We start from the raw sequence: 18,100 nt of genomic DNA, 5'->3' as shown, positions 1-18,100 counted from the left end.
GACTCCCATGCGTCACATCACACTGGCCGGTGCGGCCGCCGGCATGCTGCTGCTGCTCGCCGCGTGCGGCCCGGTCACCCAGCCCGGCGACGCCGCCCCGGCCGGCGGGCGGACCTCCACCGGTGCGACGGCCGTTGCCCAGAGCGGCTCCGCCCCGAGCGGAGGCCCGCCGGCCGGATCCACCGGACCGACCACGGCCACCACCACCGCGGCCGCTCCCACCACGAAGGCGCCGACCGGCTCGACGTTCGTGCCGATGGAGCGCTCGACCGGCGGCGCGTTCCTCTCCCCGTCGGGGAACATCAGCTGCGAGGTCCATTACCAGGACGCGGGGCTCACGGAGGCGTACTGCCAGACGTTCACGCCGGCCCGTTCGGTGACCCTTCAGGCCACCGGCACGTACAAGACCTGCACCCAGGGCGGGTGCATCGGCAACCCGGGCGAAGGCACGCCGACCCTCGCCTACGGACAGGCGACCGGCGTCGGGCCGTTCCGCTGCGAGTCGGCCTCGACCGGCGTCACCTGCACGGCGAACGGCAAGGGCTTCCACATCGACAACACCGGGATCACCGCGGCGACGTCGTGACCCGCGCCGGCTGCCGCGTCGTACCGGCGGCCTGCACGGTCATGGAGGTGCCGACCCGCAGGCTGCCGAGGATCGTGTCGGTGCGGTCGTGGTCGTCGGTCTGGCGGATCTGCACGTACACGCCGAACCCGCGCTGCGCCGGCACGAACACGATCTCGTCGAAGGCGGTGGCCGTCCCGTCGCAGTGGACCCAGCGGTGCACCTGCGCCGTGGCACCGTCCACCGTCACGGTCCGGTCGGCCACCCGGGAGCAGCCCGTGTGCTCCGGCAGGGCGGGTTCCGTCGTGCCGGTGGCCAGCGCACGGCTGACGCCGACGAAGACTCCCGGGACCACGCGGTGCGGGTCGGCCCAGGCCGACAGGTCACTGGAGACCACCAGGCCCGGCGCGTGGCCGTCCGGCAGGCCGAGCGCGGCCGGATTCCACCCGCCGTCGCGCAGCTGGCTCGCCCACGCCGCCGGCACCGCGACGGACAGGCCGCCCGTCTTGTCGGTCACCCGGACCGTCCCGGTGTGGGCGCGTACCAGCAGCACGCCCCCCGTGGCGGCAGCCGCCAGGACGGTCCCGGCGGCAACGGCCGCCACGCGGGCCCGGCGCGAGCGGCGGCGCGACGACGGCGGCTCGGGACTCGCGAGCCTGTGCAGGGCCTCGGCGACGGCTGCCGCGGACGGCCAGCGCCGGGCCGGGTCGGCCTGGGTCGCCCGGGTCACCAGGTTGTCCACGGCGGACGGAATGCCGGGCCGGATCCGCGACGGCCGCAGCGGCTGCTCCTTGCCGTCGCGGGCGGGCGGCATCTGCCCGGTCAGCATGTGGTACAGCACGGCGCCGATCGCGTACACGTCGGAGCGCACGTCCAGAGCGCTGCCCAGCCGCCCCTGCTCCGGCGACATGTAGCCCGGCGTCCCGGCGACCACGGTGAACCCGGACGCATGGGCCAGCGCCTTGGCCAGCCCCAGGTCGGTGACGAGCACCCGCTCCTCGCCGTCGGCCTCGTCGAAGAGCACGTTGGAGGGCTTGAGGTCCCGGTGCAGCACGCCGATGCGGTGCAGCTCGGCCACCGCCTCGGCGATCTGGGCCCCCACCGCCAGCGCCTGCTCCACGGCCAGCGGCCCCTCGCCGAGCCGGTCGGCGAGGGTGCCGCCGGCGGCGTACGCCATGACCAAGTACGGCCGCCCGTCGGGCAGCTCGTCGATGTCGAGCATCCGCACGATCCGCGGCGAGTCGGCCCGGCGCATCATGCGGGCCTCCTGCAGGAATCGCGCCCGGATGTCGGGATGGTGGGCCCAGTTGTCGGCGAGGACCTTGATGGCCACCAGCGCGTCGAGCGTGTCGTCGGCACCGAGCCACACGGTCGCGAAGGCGCCCGAGCCCACCCGCTGTAGGATTCGGTACCGGCCGATCTTCTCGGGATTGGGCACGTCATCATTATCATCGCTGCGGACCAGTCCGCCGGTCCGGGAGGGTACGGGGTGACGTTGTGCCAGGCGAGCTGAGGGCCGGGGCCGACGAGCTGGAGACCGAGGAGCTCGCGCACCGCGCCGCGGCGGGCGACCGGGCCGCTCTGGACGGCCTCCTGCGCCGGATCCGTCCGCAGGTGCTGCACCGCTGCATCCGGTTCCTGCCGTGTCCGCAGGACGCCGAGGAGGCCTGCCAGGACGCGCTGCTGCAGGTCGCCACGCAGATCCACACCTTCGGCGGCCGGTCGAAGTTCACGACCTGGCTGTACGTGGTCGTCACCAACTGCGCCCGCCAGACCTACCGGTCGCTGAAGCGCCGCTCGGCCGAGCAGCCGAGCGACGTGCTGCACGTCGATGTCCCGGATCCCCGTACCACCAGTGTCATCGCGGGCTCCCGGCTGGACTTCCTGGAGGCGCTGGAGCAGCTGGGCGCCGAGCGGCCGGAGCTGGTGACCCCGCTGGTCCTGCGCGACATCTGCCAGCTGGACTACGAGGAGATCGCCGACTATCTCGGCATCCCGAACGGCACGCTGAAGTCCCGGATCCACGCCGCTCGCCAGCGCGTGCGCGCTTCCCTTTCGGCCTGACCCTCCCGGCGGTCCGCGCACGCGCTCCGAACCGCGATCCGTGCCGTAGGTCCCGTACCCGGATCGCGATCCGGGTCGTGGGTCCCATGAGCGCGATTCGGCATCGCAACGGCGTGGGACGCCGCGGGCCGCGGACCCCGGACTGTCGACGCACCGCGCTCTCTCACCGAGCCCGGCGCCCTCCTGCGCCTCGGCCCCCACGCCAGCTCGTCCATTGTGGACTTTGCGCGGCGATTGTCGTCGTACCCCCCGGATAGACTGTCGGCGCACGGATCGGACCGGGGCGGCCGGCGTCTCGGGGGTCCGGGCGAGGTGCCGGTTGCCGGGGCCTGCGTGGGATCATCCGCCCGCGATCAGGCGATGGGCGACACGGTCTGCGCGCGGGGTCAGGCGCCCGCGAGCAGGCGGAGCAGGATGGTGGCGTCGGGCGTCAGGGCGTACAGGACGGCGTTGCGGGCCCGGTGCCGTTCGACCAGGCCCGCGGCGAGCAGGGTCGCCAGGTGCTGCGAGACGGTGCTGGGCGCCAGGCCGAGCTCGCGGGCCAGGCCCGTCGTGGTCGCCGGGGCGGTCAGCGCGCGCAGGACGGCGGCCCGGGCCGGCCCGGCGAGCAGCGCCAGGCGGTCGTCGGCCCGGCTCTCGGGCCGGCTCGCGGCCAGCACACCGGCGCCGCGGGCCTGGTAGCTCACCATGAGCACCTCCGGGTCGTCGGTGGAGCACATGAGCATGTCCTGCGCGAAGAGGACCGGCACGAGCAGCAGCCGGCGCCCGGTCGCGTCGACGGCCGATTCGACCGGCTTGATCAGGCCAAGTACGGGAGGTTTCCATTGCACCTGTCCACGCAGCTCACCGAGCACGGCGCCCGGGCCGGCGGTGGCCAGTGACCGCGACCGGGCGAGCACCTCCTCGTCCAGGGCGGTGCGCATCGCCGGCCAGTACGGGGCCATCGCCACCCGCCAGAACGCCTCGACCGCGGTCGCGAGGCGGTCGAGGGCCGCCGCCGGGTCCGCGCGGTACGGGGCGAGGGCCGCCGGCACGCCCTCCGGGTAGTGCTTGGCGAGCTGCGCCCGCACCAGCTCCGGCGGCGTCGCCCGCAGTCCGTCGAGCTCGTCGGCGATCGTCGGGCCGGGCGAGGACGGCGGTGGCGAGAACACGTCCGGCGTCGGTCGCTCGTGCCGGCTTCCGTACAGCACACGGTACAAGTGCAGGGGTTGGAAACGCGGATCGTCGCGCAACACGGCGCGGGCGCGCCCGGCCCAGTCGGTGTAGGGCCACGGCACGGCGCCGGGGCTGCGCGTGAGCAGGTAGAGCGCGCTGACGACCTCGTGCAGGGGGCTGACCGCGAGCCGGGTCCGCGCCAGCGCTCGCCCGTCGAGCCGGATGTGGATCACGCACCCACCGTACGCACGCGGGCAACGGTGATCCCATCGGCGACGGGCAGCATCACCGAGTCGACCCGCGGGTCGGCGAGCACCTGCCGGTTGAACGCGGCCACGACGCGGCTCGGCTCGTCCTCGGGCGCCAGCACCCGCCCGGCGCGCAGCACGTTGTCGACGACGATGACCCCGCCGGCACGCATGCGCGGCACGACCTCGGCCCAGTACCGCGGGTACGACACCTTGTCGGCATCGATGAACGCGAGATCGAACAACGGCTCGGCGGGCATCGCGGCGAGCGTCTCGGCCGCGTTCCCCAGCCGCAGCTCGACGCGGTCGGCGACCCCGGCCCGGGCCCAGTACCGCCGCGCGACCGCCGTCCACTCCTCGGAGACGTCGCAGCAGATGAGCCGCCCGCCCTCGGGCAGCGCCCGCGCGACCGCCAGCGAGGACAGCCCGGTGAACGTCCCGATCTCCAGCGCGTCCCGGGCCCCGGTGATCCGGGCGAGCATCGCGAGAAGCCCGGCCTCCTCGGAGGAGACCTGCATGTCGTGCTCGTCGGGCAGCGCCGCCCGCGTCTCGGCGATCAGCTCGGTGATGAGCGCATCCCGCGAGCTGTCGTGCACGGCGACGTAGTCGAGCAGCGCATCGGAGAGCTCAATGGTTCGTGTGGTCATGCCCCGGACCGTACGAGCACCCCCAGACCCCCGTGAAGCCTTTCGGCCCCAGCCGAATGTCAACCAGGGTTGACGCTCACGAGCGTGTCAACTACGGTTGACGCATGACGGGGATTCAAACTCTCGTGGCGGCGGCAGCGCCCGCCCGGCCACCCCACCGCCCGAACCGCCTCCTGCGCGCCGGCCTGATCGCGGGCCCGCTGTTCGTCGCAATCTTCCTGCTGGAGCAGGCGTTCCGCGCCGGGTACGACCCGATGCGCCACCCGGTGAGCTCCCTGGCCCTCGGCCCCGGCGGCTGGGTCCAGGTCGTCAACTTCACGATCGCCGGCGTGCTGTGCCTGCTCTTCGCCGTGGCCCTGCGCCGCGCACTGCGCCCGGGTCCAGGCGCGGCGGCCGCCCCACTCCTGCTGGCAGTCTGGGGCGTCGGCCTGCTGGGCGCCGGCGCCTTCCGGACCGACCCGGTCAGCGGCTACCCGGCGGGCACTCCCCCGATTCCCGACCCGCCGACGTGGCACGGCCAGCTGCACGACCTGGCCTTCGCACTGCCGGGCTTCGCCGCCTTCGCCGCCGCGATGCTCGTCCTCGCGTACGCGTACGCCCGACGCCGCTCCCCCGCCTGGTCCATCTACTCGTTCCTGAGCGCCGCGGCGTTCGTGACGCTGTTCGTGCTCACCACGATGGGCTTCAGCCAGCACACCACCCTGGTCGACGTGGCGGGCCTGCTGCAGCGCTGCACCGTGGGCGTGGGGTGGCTGTGGATGGCGCTGGTCGCGGCACGCGAGATCCGCGCCGACCGGCCAAGGTAGCCACCAGCCGCACGTGGCGCCGCTCGTCCGCGGCGCCGCTCTCCCACGGCGCCACGGACGAACGCGCGTCAGACATCACGGCACCGTCCGCACGCAACCGCCTTTTCCACAGCGCAGCGACGAGCGGGCGTCAGTCATCACGGCATCACCCGCACGTGACCGCACTTCTGCGGCACCACGAACGGACGTTAGACATCACTGCAGCGCTGCACCGTGGGCGTGGGCTGGCTCTGGATGGCGCTGGTCGCGGCACGCGAGATCCGCGCCGACCGGCCAAGGTAGCCGCCAGCAGCACGTGGCGCCGCTCGTCCGCGGCGCCACCGACGAACGGGCGCCAGACATCACGGCAACGCCCGCACATGGCGCCGCTCTTCAGCGACGCCACCGACGAACGGACGTCAGGCGCCACGGCATCGCTGCCTGACACCAGTGCTGCACGGTGCCATTGTCCCTGACAGCATCAGGCCCGTCGCCGGGCGGACGGTCGGCGCAACAGCCGGCGCCGGCCGGTCGCGGTTTCGTCAGCCCAGCGGTTGCAGCACCACCGCGAACGTCGCCGGAGCCGCATGCAGCACGTACTGCGGCAGTACCCCCGGCCCGCACGCCGCGCTCCCCAGCCCGTGGTGCGCGTGGTCGAGGTGCAGGTGGATGCGGTCCGACGGCACCAGGTCGGCGCGGTGCAGGGCGGCATCCAGCGCCGCCGTCGACCACCGCCGCGCGGTGAAGTCGATCCGCGGCAAGCCCTCGACGCGCAGCCCGCCACCGTCCGGCCCGGTGAGCGTCAGCCAGCGCGCGTCGGCCCGATTGCCGTTCTCCTGCGGATACACGTACGGTGTGGCCAGCCCGTCCACAGTGGACTCGTACCGGCCGATCAGCGCGGCCGTCCGCGAGTCGGGGTAGGCCTCGCCCGGTCCCGCGCCGAACCAGGTGACGTCGCCGAGCTCCGGCGGAAGTTCCAGCCGCACCCCGAGCCGCGGCAGCGGGATGTCCCAATCGCCGGTCGGCTCGACGCGCAGGGTGAGTTCGAGCGCCCGCTCGCGATTGCGCCAGGTGTACCACGTCAGCAGCGCCCGATCCGATGCCGCCGGTGCCACCCGGGTCGCCACCACGAGGGCGTCGCCGGTCAGTTCGATGCCGAGCAACCGGTGGGTCATGCGGTGCAGTCCCGCGGCCCGCCACCGATCGGCGACCGGGTCGGGCCCGAGGCGGTCGTTGTCGATCGGCGCCCGCCACACGTCGAGCACGGGCCCGTTCAGCGAGAGGCCGCCGAGCCGAGTCAGCCGTCCGTGCACCGGCTCGAACTCCGCCAGGCCCAGCCGGATCACGCCGCCGTCCCAGCGCGGTCCTTCCTCAGCGCCCACCCGAGTCGGCGACGGAAGCGACGCCGAGGCGTGTACCCCAGCGGCGAGCGCCTCCGATCCGTTCGCGCCGGGCATCGGCGGCTGGTGCTCGAGCGCCTCCGCCGAACCCGAGGTCTGTGCGACACCTGGCGCCCCGGGTGCCACCGCCGAAGCCGACGTCCCCGACGCCGCCGACTCTCCCGGCACCGACGCTCCCGACGCCGCCTCCGACCCCACGTCCGGCTCTGCCAGACCCGAAGCCCCTGCCGCGGCCGCCGACCCCGCCGAAGCCGACGCCCCCAACGCCGCCGACTCTCCCGGCACCGACGCTCCCGACGCCGCCTCCGACCCCACGTCCGGCTCTGCCAGACCCGAAGCCCCTGCCGCGGCCGCCGACCCTGCCGAAGCAAGCGGACCCGGCGTTGTCGCGGAATCCTCCCGAATAGGCGCCGTTCCCGAGGATGGCGTCTCTCCCGAAGCCGGCGCGGAGTCCAGCGCGGGCGACACCGGGACCCAGCCGGGCGCCGCTCGCAGCTGGACCTGTCCGCTGCCGAGCACCAGGCCCGCACCGTCCACGGCGTCGACGGTGAGCCAGGCCTCGCCGGCAGCAGACGGTACCGATGCGATTGGAAGTGACAGGATCTCCGCCTGGCCCGGCGCGATCGGTGGCAGCCCCAGCGTGCCCTCGCTGACCGTCACGCCCTCGACGGCGATGGTCCAGCGGAGGGCGACGCCGGCCAGTGAGCGGAACACGTAGCGGTTGCGCACCGTCACCTCGCCCGGCCGGGCGGCGAGGCGGACCGGCGCGTACACGGCGCCCAGCTCGGTCAGGCCCGGCGACGGTGTGCGGTCCGGGAAGACGAGGCCGTCGATGACGAAGTTGCTGTCGTGCAGCGGCTCGCCGAAGTCGCCGCCGTAGGCGTAGTCGCCCGCCGGGCGGCGGATGCCGTGGTCGAGCCACTCCCACACGAAGCCGCCCTGGCAGCGCGGGTGGCGGTCGAACAGCTCGTCGTACTCCGCGAGGCCGCCCGGGCCGTTGCCCATCGCGTGCGCGTATTCGCACAGGATGAACGGCAGGTGCGGCACGTGGCTCTCGCCGCGGCCGATGGCGTCGACCTCGGCGTGGCTTGCGTACATGCGGCTGTACACGTCGACATGCGCACAGCTGCGATCGCCCTCGTAGTGCAGGGGGCGGCCCGGGTCGCGCTCGCGGGCCCAGTCGGCCATGAGCCCGAGATTGGCGCCGACGCCGGCCTCGTTGCCCAGGGACCACATGATGACCGAGGGGTGGTTCTTGTCCCGCTCGACCATGCGGCGCATCCGGTCGACGAGGGCGGCGGCAAAGCGCGGGTCGTCGCTGGGGTTGCCGCGCCAGCCGAGCCCCTCGAAGCCGTGGGTCTCGTAGTCACACTCGTCGATCACCCAGAAGCCGAGCTCGTCGCACAGGTCGAGCACCGCCGGGTGGGGCGGGTAGTGGCTGGTCCGGATCGCGTTGACGTGGTGGCGCTTCATCAGCTCCAGCTCGGCGCGCACCACGTCCGGCGGCACGACCCGGCCGAGCTCGGGGTGGAACTCGTGCCGGTTGACGCCGCGCAGCACGATCCGCCGGCCGTTGACGGTGAGGATGCCGCCGACGATCGCCACGGTGCGGAAGCCGATGCGCAGGGTCGCCGTCTCGGTGGCGGTGGCGACGATCAGCTCGTAGCGCCGTGGGGTCTCGGCGGTCCAGGGCTCGACCGGCCCGGCGTCGTGCCCGGCACCGGTGGGCAGGTCGGCGAGGCCGAGCTCGGGGATGCTCACCAGTGCGTCCGCCGGACCTTCGACGCGCAGCCGGCCGCGGCCGTCGGGCTCGAAGGTGGCGTGGACGAACACGTCGCCGACGCCGCCGTCGGGCCGGGCGAGCAGCGTGACGTCCCGGAAGATGCCGGGCAGCCACCACATGTCCTGGTCCTCGAGGTAGCTGCCGGCCGACCACTGGTGGACCCGCACCGCGAGGACGTTGACGCCGCCGGGCCGCAGCGCCGCGGTCACGTCGAACTCGGCCGGCAGCCGGCTGCCCTGCGTGACGCCGAGCTCGACGCCGTTGAGCCAGACCCGCCCGCACGAGTCGATGCCGTCGAAGCGCAGCCGGGCGCCGAGCCCTTCGAACGCGGCGGGAACGTCGAAGACCAGACGGTGGTCGCCGGTCGGGTTGTCCGTCGGCACGTGCGGCGGGTCGACCGGAAAGGGATAGACCACGTTGGTGTACGCGGGACGCCCGTGCCCGTGCATCGGCCAGCTCGACGGCACCGGCAGATCCGACCAGCCGGTGTCGTCGAAGTCCGGTTCCCAGAATCCCTCGGCCGACTCGGCCACGCTCGGCGCGAGCCGGAACCGCCAGGTCCCGTTGAGGCTCAGCCGCGGCGCGTCCGTATCGAACGCGGCGCGCGGGGCGCTTGTTCCGATTGGTTGGCCGAAGCCGGTCTGGTTTTCCACGCGGCCAACTTACGCGGATTCCGGGTTTCCGGCCCAGGGTGCCTGCACCCCGATTCAATTCAGGTGCCTGCACCCTGGGGCAGAAAGCCGCCGCGCGACTAGGTTCCGAGGCATGTTCATCAGGCTTCTCGGATCAGTCGACATCGCCGCCGAAGGCAAGTTCGATACCGTCGTCGGGGTGCGCCGCGCGGCGCTCCTCGCCGTGCTCGCCCTCGCCCACGGTGAGGTCGTCGGCAACGATCGGCTCATCGACGCCCTGTGGGGCACGGACCCGCCCGAAACCGCGCAGAACACACTGCAACAGCACGTGTCGCAGCTGCGCCGCTTCCTGGGCGACGCCGCCACCATCACCGCACGCCCGCCCGGGTATGTCCTGCACGTCGCCGGAGACGGTGACCCGACGGACGTGGCGCGGGCCGAGCGGCTCATCCGGTCGGCCGCCGAGAACGACGATCCGCGGGAGCGGGTCCGGCTGCTGCGCGCCGCCGTCGGCCTCTGGCGCGGCCGGCCGCTGGAGGACCTCACGAGCCTCGAAGCCGACGCGGAGCGGTTGGACGGCATGTGGGTGCGGGCGAAAGTCGGGCTCGCCGAGGACCTGCTGGCGCTGGGTGAGCACGAGGACGTGCTCGAAGACCTGCACCTGCTCGCCGACAACAATCCGCTCGACGAGCGGGTGCACGGGCTGGTCATGCTCGCGCAGTATCGGTGCGGTGAGTGGAAAGGCGCTCTGGACACGGCTGGGCTGCTGCGCCGGCAGCTCAGGGAGGTCGGGCTCGATCCGGGCCAGGCGATCCGCGACCTGGAGGCGGCCATCGGGCGCCGCGATCCCGCACTCACCGCCGACCCCGTTCCCGCCCCGGCGCCGCCGCTTGTCCCGGCCCAGCTGCCGCCGGTCGTTCGCGGGTTCAGCGGACGCGAGGACGAGCTGTTCAGCCTCGACGCGGCCAAGCACGACGAGCGGCCGGTCGTGTGCGCGATCACCGGCCCGCCGGGCGTGGGCAAGACGAGCCTCGCCGTGCACTGGGCGCACCGGGTGGCTCCGGATTTTCCAGACGGCCAGCTGTACGTCAATCTGCGCGGCTTCGACGCCGGCGGCACGGCCGCCGAACCGGCCGAGGTGCTGCGTGGGTTTCTGCGCACCCTGCGCGGGCCGGAGACGCTCCCCGACGACCCGGACGAGCTCACCGACCTGTTCCGTGACACGATCGCCGACCGCCGGATGCTCGTGGTGCTGGACAATGCCCGCGACGCCGAGCAGGTATGGTCGCTGCTGCCGCAGGGCAGGGACACGATGACGCTGGTGACCAGCCGGACGACCTTCCCGGCCACCGGAATGCGTCGGGTGGCACTGGGGCTGCTCGACGACCACGACGCCCGGAAGTTGCTGGCGAGGCGGCTCGGGCGGACCCGCGTAGCAGCCGAGCCGGACGCCGTCGACGAGATCATCGCCCGTTGTGGCCGGCTGCCGCTGGCCCTGGCGATAGCCGGGGCGCAGATGGCGATCCGATCCCGGGTACCGCTGGCCGACATGGTGGCGGAGCTTCGCGATGCGGGCGACGGGCTGGACGCGCTCGACGGCGGTGACCCGGTGACGGACGTGCGGGCCGTGTTCTCGTGGTCATACCGAGAGCTCGACCCGGACACGGCCTACATCTTCCGCATGCTGGGGCTGCATCCCGGCCCCGAGTTCACCGCACCCGGAGCGGCCGGTCTCGCCGGTGTCACGCCGGAGGCGATCCGGGGGGAGCTGTTCCAGCTGCAACAGGCGAACCTGCTCACGCAGCCGGTGACGGGGCGGTACGTGATGCACGACCTGCTGCACTCGTACGCGGCCGGGCTCGCCGAAGCCGAGCATCCGCCGAAGGAGCGGCACGACGCGGTGCACCGGATCCTCGACCACCATCTGCACACCGCGCACGCGGCGGCGCTGCTCATCGACCCGGGTCGGCGGCCGTTGCATCCGCCCGCGCCGGTGGGTGGGCTGCCGGTGCCGAGCCTCGGCGGCCCGGGACTGGCCCTGGCCTGGTTCGAGGCCAACCACGGCGTGCTGAAGGCGGCGGTGCGGCTGGCGGCCGACGAGGGGTTCGACGCGCACGCCTGGCAGCTGCCGTGGACGATGACGACGTACCTGGACTGGCGAGGGCACCGCACCGAGCTCGTCGCCGCGCAGACCGCCGCGCTCGAGGTCATGGAGCGCATCGGCGAGGTACCGGGGCAGGCCAGCGCCCACCGCGAGATCGGCCGGGTGCTGCACCGGCTGCAGCGGCCGGACAGGGCCGCGGCGCACCTCGCCGAATCCGTGTTCCTCTACGCGGAGCTGGGCGACACGATCGGGGAGGCGCGGGCGCGGTACAGCGTCGGGATGCTGCTCACGTCCCGGCGGCAGCACGCGGAGGCCAAGGAGGAGTTCGAGCGGACGCTGAAGCTCGCGGAGGCGGCCGGGGACCTGCTGTGGCAGGGGCGCACGCTCAGCGCGCTGTCGTGGTCGCACGTGCAGGCCGGCGAGCTACCGGCGGCGCTGGAGCTCGGCGCACGGTCGCAGGAGCTGCTGCAGCGGGTCGGCGACCGGCACGGGGAGGCGTTCGCGTGGAGCAACAACGCGGAGATCCATCACCGGCTCGGCGAGTACGACCAGGCGACCCGCGCGCACCGGCAGGCGATCCGGCTCATGCACGACTTCGGCGACCGGGCCTCGCACGCGCGGATGCTCGTCGAGCTCGGCGAGACGCGGCTGGCGGCCGGGGACCGCGTGGGACAGGCGGAGGCCTGGCGACTGGCGCTGCGGTTGTACGAGCAGCTCAGCGATCCGGCCGCGGACGAACTCCGGGATCGGCTGGATCATCCGTGAACGGGAACGCGATCAGGCACGGTTCGCCGGCGAGACGATGGCCGCGCCATCACGAGTGGACCACCTCGCGAGACGACGAACCGCCGACTATAGCGCCGGCTTGGTCGGTGCTCGGTGGCGCCGGCTTGGTCGGAGCTCGGTGGCGCCGGCTTGGTCGGAGCTCGGTGGCGCCGACTGGGTCGGAGCTCGGTGGCGCCGGCCCGCCGGTGAGCGGTGAGCTGAGGCCGTTCAGTCGCCCGAGGCGCCCCAGAAGTAGATCTCGATCGGTTCGGCTCTGGTGTCGTGGAGGACGGCGCAGCGGCCGAAGCCCACGTAGTACCGGAGGTCGTCGAGGGCGGTCAGGTGCTCCCGGGTCAGGGTTGCGGTGCCGGTCAGTTCGAGGGCCTCGGCCGGCGTCACCTGGGTGACGGTGCCGAACTCGGGCCGGCCGAGGTGCTCGATGGCGTCGGCGCCGCGGCCGGCGTTGAGGATCGCCTGGATGTCGCCCATCCAGCCGAGTTGTGGTTGCTCGCCCAGTGGAAGGACACGGTTCATGTCGAGGATCGAGTGGGTGCCGGACTGCTGGACGTGGTCGTCGGCGAGGAGGGCGGCCATGGAGCGGGGACGGTTCGTACAGTCGCTCGCGCGTTTGCCCTCGGCGGCCCACCAGTAGTCGCCGTCGGCCAGGACCCGGGCCTGGAGTTGCTCCAGGGCTCGCTGCAGGTCGGGCTGGTACTCGGTGTGGTAGCCCCAACCGGATGCACCCATGATCACTACCCTAGGTCACCGCGGGGCGCCGTTGTCGGAAAGGGCTGTGAGGGTGTCGGGGAGGTTCGGTGCAGGTCGGCCGGACCGGGGTCGGACGAGCCTAGCTTCGCAAGGGTGGAGACGATTGACGTGCTCGTTGTCGGTGCTGGGCTCGCGGGACTGCACACCGCTCGGCTGATCGCCCGCCAGGGGCTTTCCGTCGTCGTGGTGGACAAGCGGCGGTCGCTGGCCGCGGGGGTGCGTACGACCGGGATCTTCGTCCGGCGGACGCTCGAGGACTTCGACCTCCCCGAGCACCTGCTCGGGCCGGGGGTGCGGGACGTGGTGCTGTATCCGCCGTCGCGGCGGGAGCCGATCCGGTTGACGAGTGACCGGGTCGAGTACCGGGTGGCGGACATGCCGGGCGTGTACGAGCACGCGCGGCGGCAGGCGGAGGCGGCCGGGGCGCGGGTGCGGCTCGGGGTGCGGTACGACGGGTCGGTGCGCGGGATCACCGCGGGGCAGCGGCTGGTGAAGCTGCAGGGGCACGAGCCGGTGCGGGCGCGGTTCATCGTCGGGGCGGACGGGGCGCGGTCGCGGGTGGCGCGGGACCTCGGGCTGGACGTCAACCGGCGGCTGCTGGTCGGGGCCGAGATCGTGCACGCGGTCGACGCGCCCGCGAGTGTGCCGACGTTTCACTGCGTGCTCGATCCGCGGGTCGCGCCCGGGTACCTCGGGTGGGTCATCGAGGACGGGCGGCACGCGCACATCGGGGTGGCCGGGTACCCGCAGGCCATGCGCAAGGGGGTGCGGCATCTGCTCGACGACTTCGCGGCCGGCGCGCCGGGGACGCATGCACCGGTGGGGCCGGTCGAGCGGCGGGGCGGGCCGATTCCGGTGGGCGGGGTGCTGCGGCGGCTGGCCGGGCCGGACGGGCTGCTCGTCGGGGACGCGGCGGGGGCCGTGTCGCCGCTCACGGCGGGCGGGCTCGATCCCTGCCTGCGGCTGTCGGAGCTGGCGGCGGCGGTGACGGTGGCCTTTGTGCGGACGGGGGAGGTGGGAGAGCTCAGGAGGTACGACGGGGGGATGCTGCGCTCGAAGTTCCGGGGGCGGTTGCTGCTGCGGCGGGCCTTTGCCGGGCTGACGTCGCCGGCGTTGGTCGAGGCGGCGGTCGCGGCGATGCGGGGGCGGGCCGGCCGGGCGATGGCCGCGCGGGTGCTGTTCGGGGACGGGTCGTTCCCGGACGTGGAACCGACGACCAGCGGCCGGACGCTCTCGCGCCCGGCCACGGGATGACGGCCAGAGAGGAACCGGCCACCGGATGACGGCCAGAGAGGAACCGGCCACCGGATGACGGCCAGAGAGGAACCGGCCACCCGATGACGGCCGGGGGGAGGGAGAGCGGCCCCACGATGTGCGGGGCGGAACGGAGGGAGGCCCGAAGGCGCCGGCCGTCGGTCACGGGACCGGACACGAAGCAGGAGACCGAGGCCGCCAACACGCCAACCTCGCCGTCCTCGCCCACCGAAACACCGGGCAGGCAGGGACGGGTAGTGACGTGGCCCCGGCCACTGGAGAGGGACAGGGCCAGGGACACGACAGGAGGTGCGGACCGGGGAGCGGTACCAGCGCAAGGAAGCGTCAGAGGTCGCGGCGGGAGAAGGCGGTCGCGGCCAGCCCCAGGATCACGGACACCCACAGCAGCGACCAGGCGACGTACACGCCGGTGACCGGGTCGGCGCTCAGGAACGGATGGCCGGCGAACGAGGCGTCGGCGCTCATCAAGCCCGGGCTCTGCAGGCCGTTCATCGCGCCCCGCCACAGGCCGTCGGTCGGGAGCAGGACGCGGGACACCTCGCCGACGCGGGCGACGCTGTCGTTGTGCAGGGCCACGCCGATGCCGCCGACGACGCCCGCGACCCAGGTTGCGCCGAACAGGCCGACCGCGACGACGCCCGACGCCATCGGGGAGATGACGGCGGAGAGGAGGAGACCGAGCGTGAGCAGCACCGTGGTCTGACCGGCGAGCAGGGCCAGGGCGGCGATCGGGTGGGGCGGCCAGTAGTCGACGGTGACCTTGACGATGACGAGCTGGGCGACGCCCGCCAGGACGACGAAGCTGCCGCCGAAGACGACGAGACCGAGCCACTTGCCGAGGAGGACGGCGTAGCGGCGTACCGGGCGGGCGAGCATCGACAGGGCGATGCCGGACTCCATGTCGCCGGCGAGGGTCGGGCCGGCGAGGAAGGCGGTGCCGAGGGCGGCGATGAGCGACAGGCCGAACATGACGAGATTGAGCACGATCGACGCGGCGATGCGGGCCTCGCCGCTGGTGAGGCCGCCGAACTCGGCGTTGAGGCGGTTGAAGCCCCACGCGCTCAGGCCGAGCAGGATGACGGTGAGCACGGCCAGGGACCGCAGCACCTTGCGCCGGGCCGCCTCGTGCAGCGTCAGCGCGGCGATGGTGAAGACAGTGCTCACCGGTCGTCTCCCTTTCCGGTCCGCAGGATGTCGAGCAGGCGCTCCTCGAGGGTGATGCGGCCCGGCTCGACGGCGTGGACGCGTACGCCGAGGCCGACCAGGTCGGCGACGAGGCTCGGGACCGTGGACTCGTCGGGTTCGGCGGGAAGGGTCACCGTGTAGGTGTCGCCGTCCTTGGTCACGGGGCCGGCGGTCGCGAGCCGTGCCGAGGCGTCGGCGCCGACGTCGCCCAGGCGCAGGCGGAGTTCGCGGCGGCCGAGGAGCTCGGCGAGGGTACCGGCGGCGGCGACCCGGCCCTGGTCGAGGATGACGACCCGGTCGCAGACGCGTTCCACCTCGCCGATCAGGTGCGAGTTGAGCAGGACGGCGACGCCGCGGTCCTTGAGGGAGAGGAGCAGATCGCGCACGTCGGCGCGGCCGATCGGGTCCAGGGCGCTGGTCGGCTCGTCGAGGATCACGAGCTCGGGCCGGGCGACCAGCGCGACGGCGAGCCCGAGGCGCTGCTGCATGCCCTTGGAGAAGCCGCCGACGCGGTCATCGGCGCGATCGGCGAGACCGACGAGGCCGAGACACTCGCGGCGCTCCGCTTCCGCGACGCGGGCGCCCGCGAGCCGGACATGCAGGTTGAGGACTTCGTGGGCGGTGAGCCACGGCTGGTACCGGAAAAGCTCAGGGAGATAGCCGACGCGCTCGCGCGACATGGGGTCGGCGGCGGGGCGGCCGAGCAGCAGCACCTCACCGGCGTCGGCGCGGACCAGCCCGAGCAGGATCTTGATGGCGGTGGACTTGCCGGCGCCGTTGGGGCCGAGCAGGCCCAGCACCTCGCCGCGCGCGACGGTGAACGAGACGCCGTCGACGGCGGTGCGTTTGCGGTAGCGCTTGCGCAGGCCGGAGCACCAGACGGCGGCGGACGGCTCGGCCACCACCGCGGCCGACGGCTCGGCCACCACCGCGGCCGGCGGCTCGGCCACCACCGCGGCCGGCGGCTCGGCCACCACCGCGGCCGGCGGCTCGGCCACCACCGCGGCCGGCGGCTCGGTCACCACTGCAGCCCCCGGGCGGCCGCGAGGACCTCGTCGGCGCTCATCGATCCGGCGACCGCGGTGACGATGCCGCGGTCGACCCACAGTACCGCGGACATCGAGCCGTCGCGCAGGCTGAGCACGAGCGCCTGGACGCCGTTGACGTCGGCGGTCGCGTTGGTCTCCTGCGCCGACTTCACGATCAGCGGCAGCGTCGTGCCGTCGCCGGTGAACGCGCGCAGCTGGGCCGCGACCGACTCGGGCAGGCCGGGCAGCGTCAGCATGTAGTCGCGCGCGGTCGCGAACGGGATGCCGGACGAGTCGGCGGTCGGCGCGAACGCGCGCCCGACGATCAGGGCCGGCGCGCCCGACGCGGAGGCCCACACCACGGCGAGCCCCGGCCCGGCGGTGAGCCGGAAGTGGCTGCCGTCGAGCCCGGCAGGTGGCGGCGGCAGCGGCTTGCCGGCGGCCTCGGCGGTGCGGGCGGCCTTGGCGGCGGAGAAGGTGAAGACCGCACTCGCTCGATCCCCGATATTGTACCGCGGGCTGCCCGTCACCCCCCGCGGCGTCGACGCCAGCCGGGGCACGGCGAGCCCGGTCGCCGCCTTCGCCGCGGCGGCATCGGGGACCTCGCGGACGCGGGCCCGTTCGGTCATGACGACGTCCCCGTACGCGGACAGTTCCGGCAGCTGCACCAGATCCGCCGGCGTGACGGTCACCGGCGCGACCCGCTCGGTGCGGAAGATCGGCAGCCAGTTCGTGGCGGCCGCGGCGGTGGCCCCGGTCAGCAGCGCGACGGCGGCGGCCGCGGCGATGAGGGGACTGCGCCACGCGGTACGCCAGCGCCCGGGCCTCGCCACGCTCGCCGTGCGCGCCTCGGGGTTGTCGAGGTTCGCCGACAGCCGCCGCCACCCGGCGTCGACGTCGACGTCGACGTCGATCTCGGCGTGCAGCAACGGCTCGGCGGGCAGCAATGGCGCGGCGGGCAGCAATGGCGCGGACAGCAGTGTCTCGGCCACGGTGGCGTCCTCCTCGGCGGCGGCGAGCGCGGCCCGGCAGACGGGGCAGCCCGCGACGTGTTCACGGTCGGCATCGGCGACGCCGTCCGGCTCGTCGAGGAGCCGGCGCAGCGTGCCGTCACTGGGATGGCGCATGACGGTTCAACTCCTTGCGTAGCGAGGACTCGGCGCGGCGGACGATGGTGCCGACGCTGCCCGGCGAGAGTTCGAGGGCCGCGGCGACCTCGGCGTAGCTCAGCCCGCTGTGCCGCAGGACCAGCGCGACGGCCTGCCGGCGGGGCAGCCGGGCCAGGGCGGCCCGCACGCGGCGGCGTTCGTCGCGGGCCACCACGTCGTCGGCGATGTCGGGCGCGAACGCGTCCGCGCCGCCGGCCGCCGACTCGCGGGTGGCCCGCCGCCGGCCGGAGCGCAGCAGGTTCAGCGCGGTGTGCGCGGCGGCGACGCAGAGCCAGCCAACCGCCTCCCCCGCCGGTACCGTCGAGCGGCCGAACGCCAGGAACGCATCCTGGGCCACATCCTCGGCCTGGTCCCGCGAGCCGAGGACGCGCGCGGCGACGGCGACCACGCGCGGGTACGCGGTGCGGAACACCTCTTCGAGGTCGGCCCGCACGGCCGGTCCTCGCCTCGGCGGACTCGACACGGGTTCGGCGTCCCTCCGCTCGGCCGGCAGCACATCCTGCTTCACATCTACCAAGCACCGCCGG

At 73.8% G+C, this 18,100-nt stretch carries 14 protein-coding genes; 5 read left to right on the top strand and 9 right to left on the bottom strand.

What is annotated here, in order from left to right; all coding sequences use genetic code 11:
* Positions 1-7 precede the first annotated feature (7 nt).
* Positions 8-586: a hypothetical protein gene (locus tag ACQPZ4_RS16945; RefSeq protein ID WP_433061612.1), complete on the top strand. Its 579-nt coding sequence runs from the start codon at positions 8-10 to the stop codon at positions 584-586.
* Here ACQPZ4_RS16945 and ACQPZ4_RS16940 read toward each other — a convergent pair.
* Positions 567-2,003 (bottom strand): serine/threonine-protein kinase, encoded by a 1,437-nt coding sequence (locus tag ACQPZ4_RS16940; protein WP_433061609.1) that lies wholly within the window; start codon positions 2,001-2,003, stop codon positions 567-569. The genes ACQPZ4_RS16945 and ACQPZ4_RS16940 overlap by 20 nt on opposite strands.
* Before the next feature lie 59 nt (positions 2,004-2,062).
* Between ACQPZ4_RS16940 and ACQPZ4_RS16935 the strand changes: the two genes are divergently transcribed.
* Positions 2,063-2,629, top strand: a complete 567-nt coding sequence (locus ACQPZ4_RS16935; RefSeq protein WP_433061606.1) for an RNA polymerase sigma factor — start codon at positions 2,063-2,065, stop codon at positions 2,627-2,629.
* A gap of 386 nt (positions 2,630-3,015) precedes the next feature.
* Here ACQPZ4_RS16935 and ACQPZ4_RS16930 read toward each other — a convergent pair whose 3' ends face one another.
* Together ACQPZ4_RS16930 and ACQPZ4_RS16925 are read right to left on the bottom strand one after the other, a co-directional pair.
* On the bottom strand, positions 3,016-4,017 hold the full coding sequence (locus ACQPZ4_RS16930; protein ID WP_433061603.1) for an ArsR/SmtB family transcription factor: 1,002 nt from the start codon (positions 4,015-4,017) through the stop codon (positions 3,016-3,018).
* Positions 4,014-4,679, bottom strand: coding sequence for an O-methyltransferase (locus ACQPZ4_RS16925; RefSeq protein WP_433061600.1), 666 nt, complete (start codon positions 4,677-4,679; stop codon positions 4,014-4,016). Before ACQPZ4_RS16925 ends, ACQPZ4_RS16930 begins: the two co-directional genes overlap by 4 nt.
* 104 nt (positions 4,680-4,783) lie before the next feature.
* On the opposite strand from ACQPZ4_RS16925, the gene ACQPZ4_RS16920 reads away from it, so the two are divergent.
* Positions 4,784-5,485: a DUF998 domain-containing protein gene (locus ACQPZ4_RS16920; protein WP_433061597.1), complete on the top strand. Its 702-nt coding sequence runs from the start codon at positions 4,784-4,786 to the stop codon at positions 5,483-5,485.
* Between the two features lie 521 nt (positions 5,486-6,006).
* Here the strand turns inward: ACQPZ4_RS16920 and ACQPZ4_RS16915 are convergent.
* Entirely contained in the window at positions 6,007-9,300 is a 3,294-nt protein-coding gene (locus ACQPZ4_RS16915) for a glycoside hydrolase family 2 TIM barrel-domain containing protein (protein ID WP_433061594.1), read from the bottom strand.
* A 112-nt stretch (positions 9,301-9,412) separates the two neighbouring features.
* On the opposite strand from ACQPZ4_RS16915, the gene ACQPZ4_RS16910 reads away from it, so the two are divergent.
* Positions 9,413-12,148, top strand: coding sequence for a BTAD domain-containing putative transcriptional regulator (locus ACQPZ4_RS16910; protein ID WP_433061592.1), 2,736 nt, complete (start codon positions 9,413-9,415; stop codon positions 12,146-12,148).
* Between the two features lie 228 nt (positions 12,149-12,376).
* Here ACQPZ4_RS16910 and ACQPZ4_RS16905 read toward each other — a convergent pair whose 3' ends face one another.
* Positions 12,377-12,895 carry a hypothetical protein gene (locus ACQPZ4_RS16905; RefSeq protein ID WP_433061590.1) on the bottom strand — a complete coding sequence of 173 codons (519 nt, stop codon included), beginning with the start codon at positions 12,893-12,895 and terminating at the stop codon, positions 12,377-12,379.
* Positions 12,896-13,009: 114 nt separating this feature from the next.
* On the opposite strand from ACQPZ4_RS16905, the gene ACQPZ4_RS16900 reads away from it, so the two are divergent.
* The gene (locus ACQPZ4_RS16900) at positions 13,010-14,170 is read left to right on the top strand and encodes an NAD(P)/FAD-dependent oxidoreductase (RefSeq protein WP_433061587.1); all 1,161 of its coding nucleotides are present in this window, start codon (positions 13,010-13,012) and stop codon (positions 14,168-14,170) included.
* A 345-nt stretch (positions 14,171-14,515) separates the two neighbouring features.
* Here the strand turns inward: ACQPZ4_RS16900 and ACQPZ4_RS16895 are convergent, their stop codons facing one another.
* From ACQPZ4_RS16895 to ACQPZ4_RS16880, 4 genes are read right to left on the bottom strand one after another with little or no spacing between them, the layout of a single operon-like run.
* The gene (locus tag ACQPZ4_RS16895) at positions 14,516-15,355 is read right to left on the bottom strand and encodes an ABC transporter permease (RefSeq protein WP_433061584.1); all 840 of its coding nucleotides are present in this window, start codon (positions 15,353-15,355) and stop codon (positions 14,516-14,518) included.
* Positions 15,352-16,398 carry an ABC transporter ATP-binding protein gene (locus tag ACQPZ4_RS16890; RefSeq protein WP_433061581.1) on the bottom strand — a complete coding sequence of 349 codons (1,047 nt, stop codon included), beginning with the start codon at positions 16,396-16,398 and terminating at the stop codon, positions 15,352-15,354. Before ACQPZ4_RS16890 ends, ACQPZ4_RS16895 begins: the two co-directional genes overlap by 4 nt.
* Positions 16,395-17,531: a hypothetical protein gene (locus ACQPZ4_RS16885; protein WP_433061579.1), complete on the bottom strand. Its 1,137-nt coding sequence runs from the start codon at positions 17,529-17,531 to the stop codon at positions 16,395-16,397. The genes ACQPZ4_RS16890 and ACQPZ4_RS16885 overlap by 4 nt, the downstream gene beginning before the upstream one ends.
* Positions 17,515-18,006, bottom strand: coding sequence for a sigma-70 family RNA polymerase sigma factor (locus ACQPZ4_RS16880; RefSeq protein ID WP_433061577.1), 492 nt, complete (start codon positions 18,004-18,006; stop codon positions 17,515-17,517). Before ACQPZ4_RS16880 ends, ACQPZ4_RS16885 begins: the two co-directional genes overlap by 17 nt.
* Positions 18,007-18,100: the final 94 nt, after the last annotated feature.

It is taken from the genome of Dactylosporangium sp. CS-033363 (assembly GCF_050942475.1).
Lineage (GTDB): Bacteria > Actinomycetota > Actinomycetes > Mycobacteriales > Micromonosporaceae > Dactylosporangium.
This window is presented reverse-complemented; position numbering and strand designations above follow the sequence as displayed.

What these genes read in the sequence shown, in the direction of transcription:
- ACQPZ4_RS16905 (WP_433061590.1), bottom strand. Translation starts at nt 12,895, where the DNA reads ATGGGTGCATCCGGTTGGGGCTACCACACCGAGTACCAGCCCGACCTG.
- ACQPZ4_RS16925 (WP_433061600.1), bottom strand. Translation starts at nt 4,679, where the DNA reads ATGACCACACGAACCATTGAGCTCTCCGATGCGCTGCTCGACTACGTC.
- ACQPZ4_RS16945 (WP_433061612.1), top strand. Translation starts at nt 8, where the DNA reads ATGCGTCACATCACACTGGCCGGTGCGGCCGCCGGCATGCTGCTGCTG.
- ACQPZ4_RS16920 (WP_433061597.1), top strand. Translation starts at nt 4,784, where the DNA reads ATGACGGGGATTCAAACTCTCGTGGCGGCGGCAGCGCCCGCCCGGCCA.
- ACQPZ4_RS16885 (WP_433061579.1), bottom strand. Translation starts at nt 17,531, where the DNA reads ATGCGCCATCCCAGTGACGGCACGCTGCGCCGGCTCCTCGACGAGCCG.
- ACQPZ4_RS16910 (WP_433061592.1), top strand. Translation starts at nt 9,413, where the DNA reads ATGTTCATCAGGCTTCTCGGATCAGTCGACATCGCCGCCGAAGGCAAG.